The sequence below is a fragment of the Paenibacillus sp. VMFN-D1 genome, from assembly GCF_003386155.1.
Classification (GTDB): Bacteria; Bacillota; Bacilli; order Paenibacillales; family Paenibacillaceae; genus Paenibacillus_AQ; species Paenibacillus_AQ favisporus.
In genome coordinates, this window is sequence record NZ_QRDU01000001.1 from 3,128,130 (window position 1) to 3,144,061 (window position 15,932).

Here is a 15,932-nt window from a genome sequence, read left to right on the forward strand (position 1 = left end):
TCCGGGGGATGCCAGCCTTTTCCGTTAAGCTGCTTCAAAACGATCACTTCAGAAAAGTCACTTTCTTCTTATTATATATATCGAAGGCTACGGCCGCCAAAAGGACAAGACCCTTAATCCCCTGCTGCCAGTCGACCCCCAGACCGATGAGCGACATCCCGTTGTTGAGCACGCCCATGACGAGGCCGCCGATAATGGCGCCGAAGACCGTTCCGATACCACCCGTCGCCGATGCCCCGCCGATGAAGCTTGCGGCGATCGCGTCCAGCTCAAAGTTGGTGCCGGCTCTAGGCGTGGCCGCGTTCAGGCGTGCCGCAAAGATGAGGCCCGAGATGGCGGCCAGCACGCCCATGTTGACGAAGACCCAGAACGTCACCTTTTTCGTCTTCACGCCGGACAGGTCCGCCGCTTTTTCGTTGCCGCCGAGAGCGTAAATATGGCGTCCCATCACAGTTTTGTTCATGACGAACGAGTAGATGATAATGAGCACCAGCAGCAGAATCAGAATGTTCGGCAGCCCGGCGTAGATCGCAAGCATAAAGGTAAATGCGTTGATAATGGCCGCAATGACGACGAGCTTCAGGATGAACAGTCCGCCGGAAACCACTTCAAAGTTATATTTCTTTTGTGCTCTGCGGTCACGAAGCTCATTGACGATATAGATGACGGTGAAAAGAATTCCCGCCAGCACCGCCACGATATTCGTTCCGGCGCTGCCGAAATCCGGAATGAAGCCGGAGCTGATCTTCTGAAATCCGTTCGGAAACGGCGCGATGGACTGCCCTTTCAGCACGATCATCGTCAGACCGCGGAACAGCAGCATGCCGGCCAGCGTAACGATAAATGCCGGGATTTTTACATAAGCGACCCAAAAGCCCTGCCAGGCGCCGATCAGCGCACCGACAACCAGGGAGGCGATCACGGCGACAACCGGATGCCAGTGCAGGTCCACCATCATAATGGCGGCCACCGCACCGACGAATGCGGCGATCGAGCCGACCGACAGGTCGATATGCCCGGTAATAATGACCAGCACCATCCCGATCGCCAGGACGAGAATGTAGCTGTTTTGCAAAATGAGATTGGTAATGTTAATCGGCTTGAGCAGCAGGCCGCCCGTTATAATTTCGAACAAAATCATGATGACGACAAGGGCAATGATCATCCCGTACTGCCGGATATTATTTTTAAACAGTTTAACCAACGTTTCCATGCTTGGCCCCTCCAGTCTTGGTCATATATCTCATCAGCGTCTCCTGCGAAGCTTCTTCACGGCTCACTTCGCCCGTGATCCGGCCAGCGTTCATCACATAAATGCGGTCGCAGATCCCTAGAATTTCCGGGAGCTCGGAAGAAATTACGAGGACGCCTTTGCCCTCATCGGCCAGCTGATTGATAATCGTATAAATTTCGTATTTGGCTCCCACGTCGATTCCGCGCGTCGGTTCGTCGAGAATGAGGATATCCGGCTCGGAAAAAATCCATTTGCTCAGCACCACCTTCTGTTGGTTGCCTCCGCTGAGATTCCCCGTTTTCTGCAAAATGTTCGGCGTCTTGATTTTCAGCTTCTTCCGCATTTCCTCCGCCACCAGAACCTCCTGCTTGTCGTCGATCACCGTGCCCTTGGCCAGCTTGGGCAGCCCCGTCAGCGAAATGTTGCGCTTGATATCGTCGATCAGGATCAGGCCGTAATGCTTGCGGTCCTCTGTCACGTACGCAAAGCCGTTGTCGATCGCCTGCGTGATCGTGTTGTTCTGGATCGGCTTTCCGTCCTTGATCAGCGTTCCGGAGATGTTGCGCCCATAAGCTTTGCCGAAAATGCTCATCGCCAGCTCCGTCCGCCCGGCCCCCATCAGCCCGGCAATGCCGACGATCTCCCCGCGCCGGATATGAAGATTGACCTGGTCCAGCATTTTGCGGTCGCTCCGCTGTTCGTCGTACACGGTCCAGTCCTTGACCTCCAGAATCGTATCGCCGATCTTCGGCGTGCGCTCCGGATAACGGTTCGTCAAGTCCCGTCCGACCATGCCGCGGATAATCCGGTCCTCGTTCACGTCCCCGCCCTTCATGTCAAGCGTCTCGATCGTTTGGCCGTCGCGCAAAATCGTGATCGAATCGGATACTTTCGACACCTCGTTCAGCTTGTGGGAGATGAGAATACAGGAGATGCCCTGCCGCTTGAATTCCAGCATCAGCTGAAGCAGGTTTTCGCTGTCGTCCTCGTTCAGGGCCGCGGTCGGCTCATCTAGGATGAGCAGCTTCACCTTTTTGGAGAGCGCTTTCGCTATTTCGACCAGCTGCTGCTTGCCGACCCCGATATTGCCCACAGGCGTGTTCGGGTTTTCCTTCAGTCCGACTTTGTCCAGCAGCTCTTTCGCTCCCGTGATCGTTTCATTCCAGTTCATGATGCCGCGGCTCGACCGTTCATTGCCGAGGAATATATTTTCTGCAATCGACAGATACGGGATCAGCGCGAGCTCCTGGTGGATGATAACGATACCGAGCTCCTCGCTGTGCTTGATATTTTTAAATTCGCAGGTTTTCCCTTTGAATAAAATCTCTCCGTCATAGGTACCGTGCGGATAGACCCCGCTCAGCACCTTCATCAGCGTCGATTTGCCCGCCCCGTTCTCCCCGCACAGGGAGTGAATTTCGCCTTCCCGGATTTTAAGGTTCACGTTGCTCAGCGCCTTGACGCCGGGAAACTCCTTCGTAATGTTCCGCATTTCCAAAATGTATTCCGACATGTGAGCTTCACCTTCCCCTCGCTTCGCTTATGTTGATTCCGAACTTCGGACTACTTCAGGCCGATTTCCGCCTTGGTATAATAACCGGATTCCACCATCTCTTTCTCGACGTTCGTCGCATCGACCGATACCGGCGGCAGCAGATAGGCCGGCACGACTTTGATGCCGTTATCGTAAGACTTCGTATCGTTGACTTCCGCCTCCTGGCCCTTCAGGATGCTCTCGGCCATCTTAACCGCCTGCTCCGCCAGCTTACGGGTATCTTTAAACACCGTCTGCGTCTGCTCCCCGGCGACGATGGACTTGATGGAAGCAAGCTCCCCATCCTGGCCGGTGATGATCGGCATCGGCTTTTTGGCCGTGCCGTAGCCGACGCCCTTCAGCGAAGAAATGATCCCGATGCTGATGCCGTCGTATGGCGACAGCACCGCGTCCAGATTCGCGTTCGAGTAGTTCGCGCTGAGCAGGTTATCCATCCGGGATTGCGCCAAGGCGCCGTCCCAGCGGAGGGTGGCGATCTGGGCCATCGTCGTCTGCTTGCTGCGGACGACCAGCTTGCCGGAGTCGATATACGGCTTCAAAATCGACATCGCGCCGTCGAAGAAGAAGTAAGAGTTGTTATCGTCCGGCGATCCGCCGAACAGCTCGATATTGAAGGGGCCTTTGCCTTCCTTAAGACCGAGCTTCTGCTCGATGTAAGAAGCCTGCAGCACGCCGACTTTGAAATTGTCGAACGTCGCGTAGTAGGACAAATACGGCGTGTTCCGGATCAGCCGGTCATAGGAGATGACTTTAATCCCCTGATCATGCGCCTTCTTGATGACGTCGGTCAGCGTGTTTCCGTCAATCGAGGCGACGACAATGACGTCAACCCCCTTGGTAATCATGTTCTCGATTTGCGAAATCTGGTTCTCGACCACATCCTCCGCAAACTGCAAATCGGTCTTGTAGCCTTTTTCCTGGAACAGCCGCTCCATGTTTTTGCCGTCGTTTACCCAGCGCTCGGACGATTTGGTCGGCATCGCCAGCCCGACATAGCCCTTGCTTTTATCACCGGCTCCGCTCTCGGCCAGATTGCAGGCCGTCAGGGCCATCAGCATCGCGACCATCAGGAGCGCTAACATTGCTTTCTTCATCGGTACGTTCTCCTTTCCGGTATGCCCAAGGTCGAGAGCGCTTACATCCAATGGATCGTAAAGCCTCTCTGTACTTCAAAGGATACATGCTGACCCAGGCCGGGGTCTTTCCACGGATCGAACCTTTTTTATAAATTTCAAACCTTTGTTGGGATCGTTGCCGGAGGGTCATGCTTGGGTAAGACGTGGGGGATGGCTATGAGAGCAAATAAAAAACGACCGAAAGATTTCGGTCGTCGGTCGTTAGGTTTATTATGATGCCGCCTCTACACTTCCTGATACGCGTCGCCGCGCCGGTACCGGTTGGGAGAGACGCCCATCACCTTCTTGAACGCTGTGCTGAAGTAATGCTGGCTGTCGTAGCCGACCTGCTCGGCAATTTCGTAGATGGTCAGGTTCGTCGCGTTCAGCAGCTGGATCGCTTTGCGGATCCTCGTCTGCGTCAGGAACCCGACGAAGGAAGTCCCCAGCTCTTTTTTCAGCATCCGGCTCAAATAAACCGGCGATACCTGCAGGCTCTCCGCAAACGACTCCAGCGTAAGTTCCGGCCGGTCGTAATTGTCGTGGATGAGCTGCCGGGCCCGCCGCACCAGCGGGGACAGCTGCGCGTCCCGGAACACCGCCTCCCGGCAGGCGTCATACGCGGCCGCCATAGCACCCAGGCCTTCCGGCACCGCCTCGATCTGGCAGTGGACGGTGATTTTCAAATATTTCTGCACCGCCGATTCAATATTCGCGGCCATTTCCAGCGGCGCGTTATTCCACAAGCAGATACCGATTAATTCCGTATGTTCGCGGAATACCTGATGGGGCGTATGCTGCAGCAGCTCCGAGACGATGTTCTCGATCGCGAACAAATACAGCTGCCTCTCGCTCTCTTTCATCAGCGTCTGGTTGGAGGCCGTCTCCGGCCATCTGACAATCCCCAGCTCTACCGGGAAACCGGCAGGCAGGCCGAGAAACTCCAGCTGCTCGAGCGCGTTCCCGTCATCCACCAGCCCCTGAATCCACTCCTGACAGAAGCGCTGCCGCAGGAGCGGGATGTTCCGCTCAATCTGCTCCGACGCCTGCTTCAAATAGTGGCTCTGCACCTGCTGCTCATCGAGCTCCTGCTTGACGCTCTGCAGCACCTCTTGCAAATGGCCGCTGTTGACCGGCTTCAAAATATAATCCTTGACGCCGAGGCGGATCGCTTCCTGTGCATAGGCAAATTCGTCATGCCCGGTAATGATGACAAACCGGCACGCCGGGCGTTCGGCCTTCAACCGCTTCATCAGCGTCAAGCCGTCCATGATCGGCATGTTCATATCGACCAGAACGATGTCGACCGCTTCGCGCAGGGCGAACTCAAGCGCTTGCTCCCCGTCCTCCGCTTCGCCGGCGACCTCCATGCCAAGCGTCTCCCAGTCCACCGAATCCATGATGCCTTCCCGGATAATCGGTTCATCGTCCGCAATCAGTACCTGATATCGCTTCTTCATTAACGATCTCTCCCATCTTGTACACGTTGCGCCGGGACCGAATGCAGCAGCGGATGCTCGATCATCACGCTCGTGCCCGTGCCTTCCGTACTCTCGATGCTAATTCCGTATTTTTCCCCAAAAGTCAGTGCAAGCCGCGCCTGGACGTTCAGCATGCCGTAGCTGCGGCTGGCCGGTCCGCCTTCTTCCGGTGGATGATCCATGGCCGCCAAAGGATCTTGAAGCTGGCGGCGGAGCGCATCTAGCCGCTCCTGGGACATCCCCGCCCCGTTGTCCTTAACAAGGAGGCGCAGGACGCCGCCCTCCACCTCAGCGTACACCCGTATGATGCCCGGGCCTCGGCGTGCCTTAATGCCATGATAGATGGCATTTTCAACGATTGGCTGAAGCACAAGCTTTAAAACGTACAGCCCTTCCGCTTCCTTGGGCAGATCCAGCTCGTAGGTGAGCCGGTCCCGGTAGCGCGTCTTCTGAATCTGCAAATAGCTGGAGATATGCGTCCATTCGTCGGTCATCGGAATAATGTCATCCCCTTTGCTGAGCCCGATCCGGAACAGCCTGGACAGCGACTCTACCATATCGGACACATCGTCGGCCCCTTTTTTCTTAGCCATCCAATGGATCGTATCCAGGGTATTGTATAAAAAATGCGGCTTGATATGCGCCTGCAGGCTGCGCAGCTCCGCTTCGCGCTTCTGCCGTTCCCGAAGCTCGCTCAGCTTCAGCAGCTTGCGGATTTCGGCCAGCATCCGGTTAAAGCTGCGGCCCAGCATGCCAACCTCGTCCTGCCTTCCGCCCCAATACCGGATCGTCAAATCCCCGGATTCGGCCTTCTGCATGAAGGCCATCAGCTGGCGGATCGGCCGGGACACGGACTGCGACAGCGTATACGAGGCCGTCAGGCCGAACATGCAGACGACAAACAGGAAGCAGATCACATAGAAGCGGATCTCCCGCACTTCGCGGACCGCTTCGCCGCTGTCGAACACGCCAATGGTCCGCCAGCCTGTAAAAGACGAGGTGCCGTAAATAAACTGCAGCCGCCTGCCGTCGACCTCATGCCTGAACATGCCGCTGTCTTCCCGGGGAATCCAGGATGAAGGAATGTCCCGAACCAACGGTTCATCCGGGGTGTAAATGGCCGAGCCGCCGGCATCGGTTACCATCAAATACCCGTTTTTACCAAGGGTGACGTTTCGGACTGTGCTGGCCACCGCCCGCAGCTTCAAGTCGATCAGCACAGCTCCGGTGACTTTACGCGTATCCGGATCGACAAAGGACCGCACGACCGAGATCAGCTCATCGTTGGCATAATGCACATGCGTCGTGACGTTTCGCTCAGAAGGATGCCCCAGCACTGTAAAAATCCCTTCGTGTCCCGCAGCCTCCTCATACCACGAATCCCGGGTCAAATTGCCCGGCGTCCGGGCATACATTTCGTTGCTGATGTAATCGCCGTTCTGGTTCACGACCAGGATGGCGGCAATTTCCGGATACAGCGTCGTAAAGCCCTGCAGATACTTCTTCAAGGCGTACACTTCCCCGTTTTGGTCATTAATCTGTGGGCGCTGCGCTTGTCCGGCAACTCCTCCGGCGGCACCCGCCCCTTCAGCGGCAATCTGCCCATTCAGGAACTTGTTAATGGCCGGGTCGAAGCCGATCAAATACGTAATGTTCTGCAAGTTTTCCATATCGTTATCAAGCGTCTGATTGACTTTGCCGATGAGCTGCACCGTGTTCGCCGTGACCTGCCCGTCGACGATCCGATTGACCGTCCAGTTGACCAATGCGCCGAGCGCAATCGACGGAAGGATGCCTACCATCAGAAAAAGGATGATCAGCTTGTACCGCAGCGGCAGATCACCGAACCGGGTCCACTGCAGCAAACGCTGCCGCCAATTGTTACGCAGCTTATTTCGCATAATAATCCTTCACATTCTCACGGGTAACGATTGTAATACCGGTATCCACCCGCGGCGGCAGCGGGGATACGTCGTTGCCCAGCGTCGGTGCGGGAACGGTCAGCCCGTGATGAAGGTGGAATAAATACTGCAGCGACCAGTAGCCCATGTTCCACGTCCCCTGCGCGATCGTCGCTGAAATCGTGCCGTCGGATATCCGGTCCAGCGTCTCTTTATTGGTATCAAACCCGATGATCTTCACCTTCCCGGTCCGATTCGCAGCGATCACCGCATCCGCTGCCCCTGTGCCGCCGCTGGCTTCCGTCACGAAAATGCCTTTAAGGGCCGGATGCTTGCCCAGCATGTCCGCGGCCGCGGCTTTGGCGATCATAGCGTCGCCTTTTCCTTCCTTCACCTCAACCACCGACATCGCCGGATACCGGCTCGCGATCGTTTCCTTGAACCCTGATGTGCGGTCGCTGTGGTTTTGCTGGCCGGACTGCGTGATGATGCCGACCTCGCCCTGCCGGCCGACGATTTGCGCCATTTTATCGGCAGCCGCCACACCCGCATCGTAGTTATTGGTCGCAAGAAAAGAGTACGCCTTGCTGTCCGGAGCATCCGAGTCGAACAGGACGACAGGAATGCCTGCGTCCACCGCCTTGTTGATCGTTGCGGTCAAAGCGTCGGAATCGATGGCCGACAGTGCGATGCCGGCAGGCTTTTTGGCAATGACCTGCTCAAGCACGGTGATCTGCTCCTGCACGTCGTACTGAGTGGCTCCGTGGTATTCGACGGACACGCCGAGGGCGTCGCCTCCATCCTCGAAGCCTTTCACAATGTTTTTCCAATATTCCATTCCGGATTGGAAGGTCACCATCACATAGTTCTCCCCGATGCTGCCGTGCAGCCCGCCGTCCGGCCATGCAGAAGAACGCTTGTCATCCATCCGGTACATAAATACATAGACGCCAAACGCAATGATTAGTACCAGGTAAACCATCATCATCTTTTTCATCTGCGTTTCCCCTTGTCACAGTCTGCTGAACTCTATGGAATCGGTTACATTATAGCACAAGGCAGATTTTTGGGAAGCGAAAGAACTTGCCAATATCCGATTCGCTCTCATGTATCTATTTAATAGGAACACTGCAACTTCCGGCAAACCAAGGACATGACCCGCCTTAAAAGGGCGACGTTGCGCTTTTCAAATGTGGTCGTTCTTGAAAATTAATATATTCGCCTTTTTTCTTACAGACCGCGGTAGAAACCCAAGCCCGTCCAATCTTATCTTTCACCTCAGGCATATCCTTTATTATCTTTTTAAGAAGGAGGTTTTTACAGATGCCAGAATTTTTAGTTGACACACAGGTCTCCCAAAATGCCAGTACGGCGGGAGCCATTGCCGTTCCACTGGGTCCTGTTCTTAACATCCTTGCTCCGCCTGCATCTGCGCTGTTCGGTACGCTTGGACTGAATACGTCCACAGCCGGACCCGATCTGCGTGTCGTGTTCGATTACACGGTAACGCTCAGCTCTTTGGTAACGGTTCTGACGCCCGTCACAGTTACGGTTAACCGGGTTATCGATGGCGTAGCCACTACGATTTATTCCGTAACGGAAACGTTGCCGCTTGTGGCTGGCGTGCTGACAACCACGGTTTTGTCTGGAGTCGGCATCGACTACCATCCAACAAACCCGGGATTCATCGTGTATCAAGCGATCATCAGCGTGCCTGCAACCGTCATCGTGTTCCCGACGCGGACCGGTCCGGAAAGCTTCAATGCCGAAGCATACTCGGAACCACCAGTTATCGTTTAACAAAGAAAACAACGGAGAGCCCTTGAGCTTTCCGTTGTTTTTTTATTAATTCCGATAAATGAAACCTGAACCGCAATGAATCCGTAAAACTTTAGGTACGGTTATAGAATCTTTAAGGTTTTCCTCAGGTTTGCTGTCTATAATGACCTTAGGCTGAAGATCTCACATACCACATCCTGTTCACACAGATGACCCGTAACAAAATACACGAAAAGAGGATTTTTAACCATGAACATAAAGCGAGTGATGATTGTCGGAACGATGGTCGTGATCATGTCCTTTGGAAGCACCGCGTTAAGCGCCTCCATCACAAGCGCAAGCCCGGCAGCCAAATGGGCCGCCACCGGCGTAAAGGATAAAGACGAACTGCTGGAAGCTCTCCATCAGGACTCCGACGAGGAACTGTATGAAGCGTTGTATGAGGGCAAGTCCCTTCATGACATCGCTGCTGATCAAGGAGCGGACATCCAGAGAGTCATCGATCTGCAAGTATCGCAGCTGACCCGCCAGCTGGATGAGCGCCTTCGCAAAGGAAGCATCAGCATCGATCAATATTCGGCGCACAAGGCTGAACTAAGGGAAATCGTCGAACGAAGCGTCCATACATCATTCGGGTAACTGGAGGTACATACGACCGTCCAACGTTTTAATGGTCATCCGGGCGCTCCGATACGGATCAACATCATACAAGGGATGGAGAGCCGGATGATGTCCCTGAGACAACGGATATCGAATGCTCGAACGAAGTTCACGTGAAAAAATGAATAGAAAAGTCGAAAACCAGCCTGGACAGATGGTCCAGGCTGGTTTTTTCTCACCGAGAATCCATATCGCTCTTTCTTTCAGCCGGCTTTTTAAGATGCATGTACCCAAAACTCCGTGATGCTGTTCCAGGTATTCAGCTCATTTCCTTGTCCGACATAGCGGACATACTTCGCCTGAACCGGCGGAAACGCGAACGTTTCGTATCCGGCAAGCTTTTGGCTGGATATGCCGCTTAGAACCTTCTCATAATGAATGCCGTCCACCGAAACCTCCAGATCGAAATCATTGGACCGGGTATGGCCGTTATAGAACCAAATGTTAACCTGATCGATCTGCGTTTCCTTGGCAAGCTCCAGCTGCAGGTACTGACCTTTGCCGTCTGCCGACCATCTGGAATCCGGGTCCCGGTCGATGGTGTTGACCGGAACATTTCCGTCATCGGCGCTGGCTGTAACCTTTACAATTTCTGCCAGTTCCCCCGGCGGCTCCTGAATGGCATCCTTGACCACAAATGTCTCCCTGGCCTCTACGGTCACCCCTTCGAAAACGCAGCTCGCGATAATATCCACCGTTCCGGGCTTCAAGGCATGGAAGGTGTTCCCTACCACCATCCCTACGGTGTCATCGCTCACCCAGTAGCTGACGGGAACGTTCAAGTCATTGACATTGACCATATCGCCATTGTCCAGCGTCAGGTACGAGGCAAGCTGTCCGCTTCTGCCAGCGCTGATCGCATTGCCGGTCACTCTCCAGCCCGGAACACTTTTATCCGCCGTGACCGTTATATTTTCGGGAAGAACCGGCGTGTCAGCGACATGAAAACGAACCCGGATGTTCTGGACGTTACCGCGGTAAGACACCTTGATCTCCCCTGTACCGTTGACATCCTGGGGCTGGGACACGGATACTTTCGCACCATTTTCCAACGGTTCGGCCGTCATAACCGGAGGTTTCGTCGTCCCATATGGCAGCGTATAGTCGTATTCCGTTCTTAAAAACTGCATGCCGGCAATCGGCTGCCCTTCGATCAGAAGCGACTTGAGTCCGGCGCCCAGACGCTGCAGCCGGCGCTTGCTCTGGTCGGCGTACAAGCTTTGGGGCGACAGCCGCTTTCCTTCGCCGATCCCTTCGGCCATGTCAAAAGGCTGCGTGTTCGCATCGGGAATCGATCCGGTGATATGTACATTGACCCCATTGTCCTTCCCCTGGGTGCCAATCACGTATCCGTTCCCGAATTGTTCCGATTCCACGATCACACCGGGCTTGCTGGGATGCGACGCTTCTCCGGTCGTGTTCCAGAACACGCTTTCGGTGGTCACGACACCGTGACGGTTGGTAGGCGACGAACCGTAATCCCGGGTAATGGCGGAAATGGTGTCCCCGTTGACTACGAGATTGTCAATCAGGTTGGCCATGCTTAAATACATGTGGAAATCCGTGAGCAGCGACGGATTCTCCGAGTAATCCCGGTAAAGCACGTTTCCGTTGGAAGAAAAATTGGCGAAGGTATAGCTGTGCCTTGCTCCCACAGCCTTGCTGTCCACGATCAGATTGTCGTTTCCGATCAGCTGGTACAAATATCCGTTGCCGTTCGCCCCCCGGTACTGCGGATACTGCATTGAGACATTCTCAACGGTAACATTTTTGGTTCGATCGAGAATAATGCCTTTGGATAAAATATGGTAATCCTGATTCCCCGGCGGTTTATAAGTGCTGATGTTGCGGATCCAGCTGTTGGCGACGGCCACCATATTGACAGCCTTGGCGTTATCGCTTTCATAGCCGGCTGTGCCGACCACTTTAAAATCGTCTTCGCCCAGACCGGATTTGGAGTTTTGCACGTTGGCAATGGAAAAGTCTTCCAGCCCGATCTCTTCCATCGGACGTGCGGTCTTCGCAATCGTGATATGGTCCCTCAGCTTCATAGGATATCGGGTAGGAATATCAAGCGTTAATGTATGGTGAACCGGATCCACTCCGACGATCTGCCGGTAGAACAGCGGCTCCACCTTGCCCAGACGGGACGACCATTTATTTTGCATACCCAGCTCTTTCAGAAATCCTTCCGTCGTCTCGAACGAAATGACTACATAGTCGCCAACGGCAAACCTGCTTGCATCCGCTACAGGAAACAGCACGGTCGGTTCGGAAACCGACTTCGTTAAGGCAGTGGAGACATCGGTCTTTTTCCAATCTCCGCCGCCGACCCGGATAATATCCTTGTTCTTCATGTTTTCCTGGGCGTTATATATCTGGGTCTTGTCTATGCCGTCGCCTTTCAGCACGATGCGGCTCGCGTGGATGTTCAAGGCATAATCCTTGCCTGCCTGCGGCGCCACCCGATAGGTTCCCTTCGGAAGATAGACGACGCCCCCTCCCCTGGAAGCCGCATCGTCGATGGCCTGCTGAATGGCAGCCGTCGCATCCGTGTTTCCTGTGGAGTCGGCGTGATATGGCGCCTTCGTAACATCAATACTTTTGTTTTTCTTTACGGAAGGAATATCCTCCAACCCGCGGTGATAACCCGCATAGGAAAAATCGTGTACGTATCTCCCCTGCTCATCCTGGTAACCCGGGAACCAATCCTTCGGGTACAGGCGGCTTCGTCCATCCGGACTCAGCGGCAGATATTCATCCGCAGGATTCAGCGTTTGGGGCTCCTTGGCGGCGGCCCTGACGGTGTCCATTCCCGGCGCGGCGCCTCCTAGCATCATCGTAACGGCCAATAGGATAACGGGCAGCTTCTTGCGCATCACTTCAACATCCTCCTTTGATGAACTTTTATTTTGACAGCGGTTACAAGATTCAGTCCAACCTCCCTCCATTCAAGGTATTTAAGCAAGATGCGCTGCATCTTTCTCTTTGATTGTAAAGACGCCAGACCCGGTTTGAATATGAACAAAAACGCCAATCGGATTTATAAAAATGCCATTTTCAACCGGGCGGCATTGACCCGATTTCAAGGAGATGGCTCAGGAGGTGGATCGATGGGCCGCGATTCCCGAATCGCAAATAAAAAAGCTGCGTAAAAATACGCAGCTTTTGCCCATATGCTTTTCGGTTTTCAAGCGCATCTGCCCGGCGATCCGAGAAGCTGCAGAAGTAGGAATCCCTACTAGAAAATCGCATGCGGGGCGGTGCCCACTCTCCAAAATTGCCCGACTTTCTCAAACTTGACCGTCACGTATGCCGGACCCTGAAGATGCTCCGGGTAAGGAACGCTCAGCTTATACACGCGCTGCGTATCCGTCATGCTGAGCAGTTTGGCCGTCGCCTTGTCGAACTCCAGAATGTTGCCGCCGTCGGCGTTCAGCTGGGCCAAACGACCATCATGAGAAATGAAATATTTGTCCACAAAATAGGCAGCTGCCTTCTCCGTATACACAGACTTCAAATAGTTCATCAGCTTCTCCCGGGTTCCTATATCATCGGATAAGTACCGATACTGCCGGCCACCGACCTCGAATGTGTCCCCTAATCCCTTGCCGCCGCCCAGGGCATAAAAATACCGCTTTTCGGCTTCTATGATTAATGGCGCCACGCTGGTATGGTTCAGCTTGCTGATCTTGGTCGCGTCGGTCACGACAACCTTCTCTACCGTTTGTGCCGGCACCTGCGCCGGAGCAGTCACGCTCCCCGCCGGAGCCGCTCCGGCCGCAGCGGCCAGCAGACTTGCTCCCATCAAACCGGTTGCTAGTGTAAATCCAATTTTTCGATTAAGTTTCATCTTGTATTATCGCCTCCACCCTGTTAAACGAAATCAGGATGGAAAAAGTTTCATCCAGGAAACGATAAGCTATGATTTGAAATGTTTAAACTGCGGCAAATATTCGCGATTGGCTTCAAACATCTCATCAACCATCGATTTGATCTCAGCCAGGCTAAGGACCGCGGAAGTCAGCGGATCGAAGCATACCGCATGGAATACTTTCCGCGGATCGCCAGTAAGCGCGCCTTCCACAGCCATTTCTTCGCAGCGGGCGCTTATATTGGTCAGGGCCGCCAGCTGATCCGGCAAGGCTCCCACATGAATCGGCTCCAGCCCTCTTTTCGAAGCCAATACCGGGACTTCAACGCAGCAGCCGTCCGGCAAATTATCGATAAGGCCATGATTACGGACGTTGCCGTTGAATTTAAACAGGGTACCGTCCCCGATCGTGGCGTTAAAGATATACGCAGCGTACTCTTCGCCCCGGTTTAAATCGACAGGCTCTTCCATCCAGCGCCGCATCTGTTCCTTCCAGCTGCCCTGCCTCTGTTCGTAGCCTTTGATAATATACGCGTATTCACCGGGATTCCAGCCCGTGCCGTTCGTGCAGTACTTTTCAATCAAATCCGGCCGCTTTCGGAACCAGGCATTGTATTCAGAGTTATGGCCGCTGGATTCCGTGACGTAATAATCCAGATGAAGGAACATTTCATTTCGGACCTGCTCCTCGTTGTAAATATCCGGATGATTCATCGCCTCCCGAATGAGCGGATACGCGTCTTGGCCGTTCCAGCGAAAATCCAGGTAGAACGCCTGATGATTGATGCCTGCGCAGAGATACGTGATCTCGTCTTTAGGCGCCCCGATCCACCGGGCCAGCATCGATGCCGTTCCCTGCACGCTGTGGCACAGACCTGTCACGATCACGTTCGTTTCGCTCTGCATCGCCCTGCACAGCATCGCCATCGGGTTCGTATAATTCAGAAATACCGCCTGTGGACAGTACCGCTCGATATCGCGGCAAATGTCCAGCATCACCGGAATCGTGCGGAGCGCCCTGAATATGCCGGATGGCCCGCGCGTATCTCCAACATTAATGTCCACGCCGTATTGTTTCGGAATCTCGATGTCTTTCCGCCATACGTCCAGGCTTCCCGCCAAGATCGTGCAGACGACTCCGTCCGCCCCGTCGAGCGCTCTGGTCCTGTCGGTATGCGCCTCGACTTTCGCCGGATAGCCTCCGGCCGAAATGATTTTCTCCACCGTCTTCTTCGCAAATCCGAGGCGCTCCTCGTCAATGTCAACCAAAGCGATGATGCTGTCAGCGAGCGCAGGGAACGTAAGCAGGTCGCGAACGAGGTTTTTGGTGAACACGAGACTGCCTGCCCCGATAAATACGATCTTCTTCACTGCCGAATTCCTCCCTTTGATCAAGCTGCGTGCGGCCGAAACCCCGGCCAGTCAGCTGTCAGCCTTTGATGCCTGTCGTCGAAATCCCCTGAATAAAGGTCTTTTGGGCAAAAAAGAACAAAATGATAATAGGCAGCGTCGCAACGGTGGAAGCCGCCATCAGCATCCCCCAGCGCGTGCCGTATTGACCGATAAACTGCTGCAACCCCAGCGATACGGTGTACATTTTCTCGTCGCTCAAATAAATTAACGGTCCCATGAAGTCATTCCAGTTGTTCATGAACGTAAATAACGCCACTGTGGCGAATGCCGGACGGGCGAGCGGGAGGATAATCTGCCAGAAGGTCCGGAATTCCGAACAGCCGTCGATCTTGGCTGCCTCGGATAGTTCCTGCGGAATCGTCAGAAAAAACTGCCTCAGCAGAAAAATAAAAAACGCACCGCCTAAAAATGCCGGGATAATGAGCGGTTTGTAGCTTCCCACCCAGCCGATCTTTTTGAAAATGACGAAAATCGGAATCATCGTGACCTGGGAAGGCAGCATCATTGTGCTGAGCATAATCATGAACAGTACGTTCCGTCCCGGCCATTGGATTTTGGCAAACCCGTAAGCCACGAGGGCGGAGGAAACGCAGGTGCCGACCATTGCCCATATGCAAATCGTTAACGTATTGAGGACGTAAGTACCGAACGGGACAAACGTCAGCGCCTCCGGAAAGTTCGACCATAGGAACTGATCCGGAATCCACTCCGGCGGCCATTTGAAAATTTGCGCCTCCGGTTTGAGCGCGGTGGACAGCATCCAGACAAAAGGAAAAAGAAAGGTGATGCCCAGCAAGATCAAGCAAACATGGGCGATCAGCTGTTGAAACACGCCTTTCTTTGTTCTGCTTAATTTCGTGGTAGACTGAGTCTTGATTTCAAGCATCTTGGGCCTCTCCTTTCACGGTTATGAAGGCAGG

At 54.1% G+C, this 15,932-nt stretch carries 12 protein-coding genes; 2 read left to right on the forward strand and 10 right to left on the reverse strand.

All coding sequences use genetic code 11. The features are described from left to right. Positions 1-43: 43 nt before the first annotated feature. The 6 genes from mmsB to C7820_RS14410 all read right to left on the reverse strand — a co-directional run bounded on the left by mmsB (position 44) and on the right by C7820_RS14410 (position 8,283). Positions 44-1,213 (reverse strand): multiple monosaccharide ABC transporter permease, encoded by a 1,170-nt coding sequence (gene mmsB / locus C7820_RS14385; RefSeq protein ID WP_089546345.1) that lies wholly within the window; start codon positions 1,211-1,213, stop codon positions 44-46. Beyond that, positions 1,197-2,747 carry a multiple monosaccharide ABC transporter ATP-binding protein gene (gene mmsA, locus C7820_RS14390; RefSeq protein WP_076168831.1) on the reverse strand — a complete coding sequence of 517 codons (1,551 nt, stop codon included), beginning with the start codon at positions 2,745-2,747 and terminating at the stop codon, positions 1,197-1,199. Before mmsA ends, mmsB begins: the two co-directional genes overlap by 17 nt. Positions 2,748-2,797: 50 nt before the next feature. After that, positions 2,798-3,883, reverse strand: coding sequence for a multiple monosaccharide ABC transporter substrate-binding protein (gene chvE, locus C7820_RS14395; RefSeq protein ID WP_116231450.1), 1,086 nt, complete (start codon positions 3,881-3,883; stop codon positions 2,798-2,800). A 266-nt stretch (positions 3,884-4,149) separates the two neighbouring features. Continuing rightward, the gene (locus tag C7820_RS14400; RefSeq protein WP_116231451.1) at positions 4,150-5,364 is read right to left on the reverse strand and encodes a response regulator; all 1,215 of its coding nucleotides are present in this window, start codon (positions 5,362-5,364) and stop codon (positions 4,150-4,152) included. After that, positions 5,364-7,286, reverse strand: coding sequence for a cache domain-containing sensor histidine kinase (locus C7820_RS14405; protein ID WP_116231452.1), 1,923 nt, complete (start codon positions 7,284-7,286; stop codon positions 5,364-5,366). The genes C7820_RS14400 and C7820_RS14405 overlap by 1 nt, the downstream gene beginning before the upstream one ends. After that, the gene (locus C7820_RS14410; RefSeq protein WP_116231453.1) at positions 7,276-8,283 is read right to left on the reverse strand and encodes a substrate-binding domain-containing protein; all 1,008 of its coding nucleotides are present in this window, start codon (positions 8,281-8,283) and stop codon (positions 7,276-7,278) included. Before C7820_RS14410 ends, C7820_RS14405 begins: the two co-directional genes overlap by 11 nt. 326 nt (positions 8,284-8,609) lie before the next feature. On the opposite strand from C7820_RS14410, the gene C7820_RS14415 reads away from it, so the two are divergent. Together C7820_RS14415 and C7820_RS14420 are read left to right on the forward strand one after the other, a co-directional pair. Next, positions 8,610-9,086, forward strand: coding sequence for a hypothetical protein (locus C7820_RS14415; protein ID WP_116231454.1), 477 nt, complete (start codon positions 8,610-8,612; stop codon positions 9,084-9,086). Positions 9,087-9,314: 228 nt separating this feature from the next. After that, entirely contained in the window at positions 9,315-9,704 is a 390-nt protein-coding gene (locus C7820_RS14420; protein ID WP_116231455.1) for a hypothetical protein, read from the forward strand. Positions 9,705-9,940: 236 nt separating this feature from the next. Here C7820_RS14420 and C7820_RS14425 read toward each other — a convergent pair whose 3' ends face one another. The 4 genes from C7820_RS14425 to C7820_RS14440 form a co-directional block, all read right to left on the reverse strand. Next, a complete protein-coding gene (locus C7820_RS14425; protein WP_116231456.1) occupies positions 9,941-12,604 on the reverse strand; it encodes a discoidin domain-containing protein in 2,664 nt (887 codons plus the stop codon). A gap of 362 nt (positions 12,605-12,966) precedes the next feature. After that, positions 12,967-13,578 carry a DL-endopeptidase inhibitor IseA family protein gene (locus C7820_RS14430; protein WP_116231457.1) on the reverse strand — a complete coding sequence of 204 codons (612 nt, stop codon included), beginning with the start codon at positions 13,576-13,578 and terminating at the stop codon, positions 12,967-12,969. Positions 13,579-13,647: 69 nt separating this feature from the next. Beyond that, positions 13,648-14,970, reverse strand: coding sequence for an alpha-galactosidase (gene melA / locus C7820_RS14435; RefSeq protein WP_116231458.1), 1,323 nt, complete (start codon positions 14,968-14,970; stop codon positions 13,648-13,650). Positions 14,971-15,028: 58 nt separating this feature from the next. Continuing rightward, on the reverse strand, positions 15,029-15,898 hold the full coding sequence (locus C7820_RS14440) for a carbohydrate ABC transporter permease (protein WP_116231459.1): 870 nt from the start codon (positions 15,896-15,898) through the stop codon (positions 15,029-15,031). Positions 15,899-15,932 lie beyond the last annotated feature (34 nt).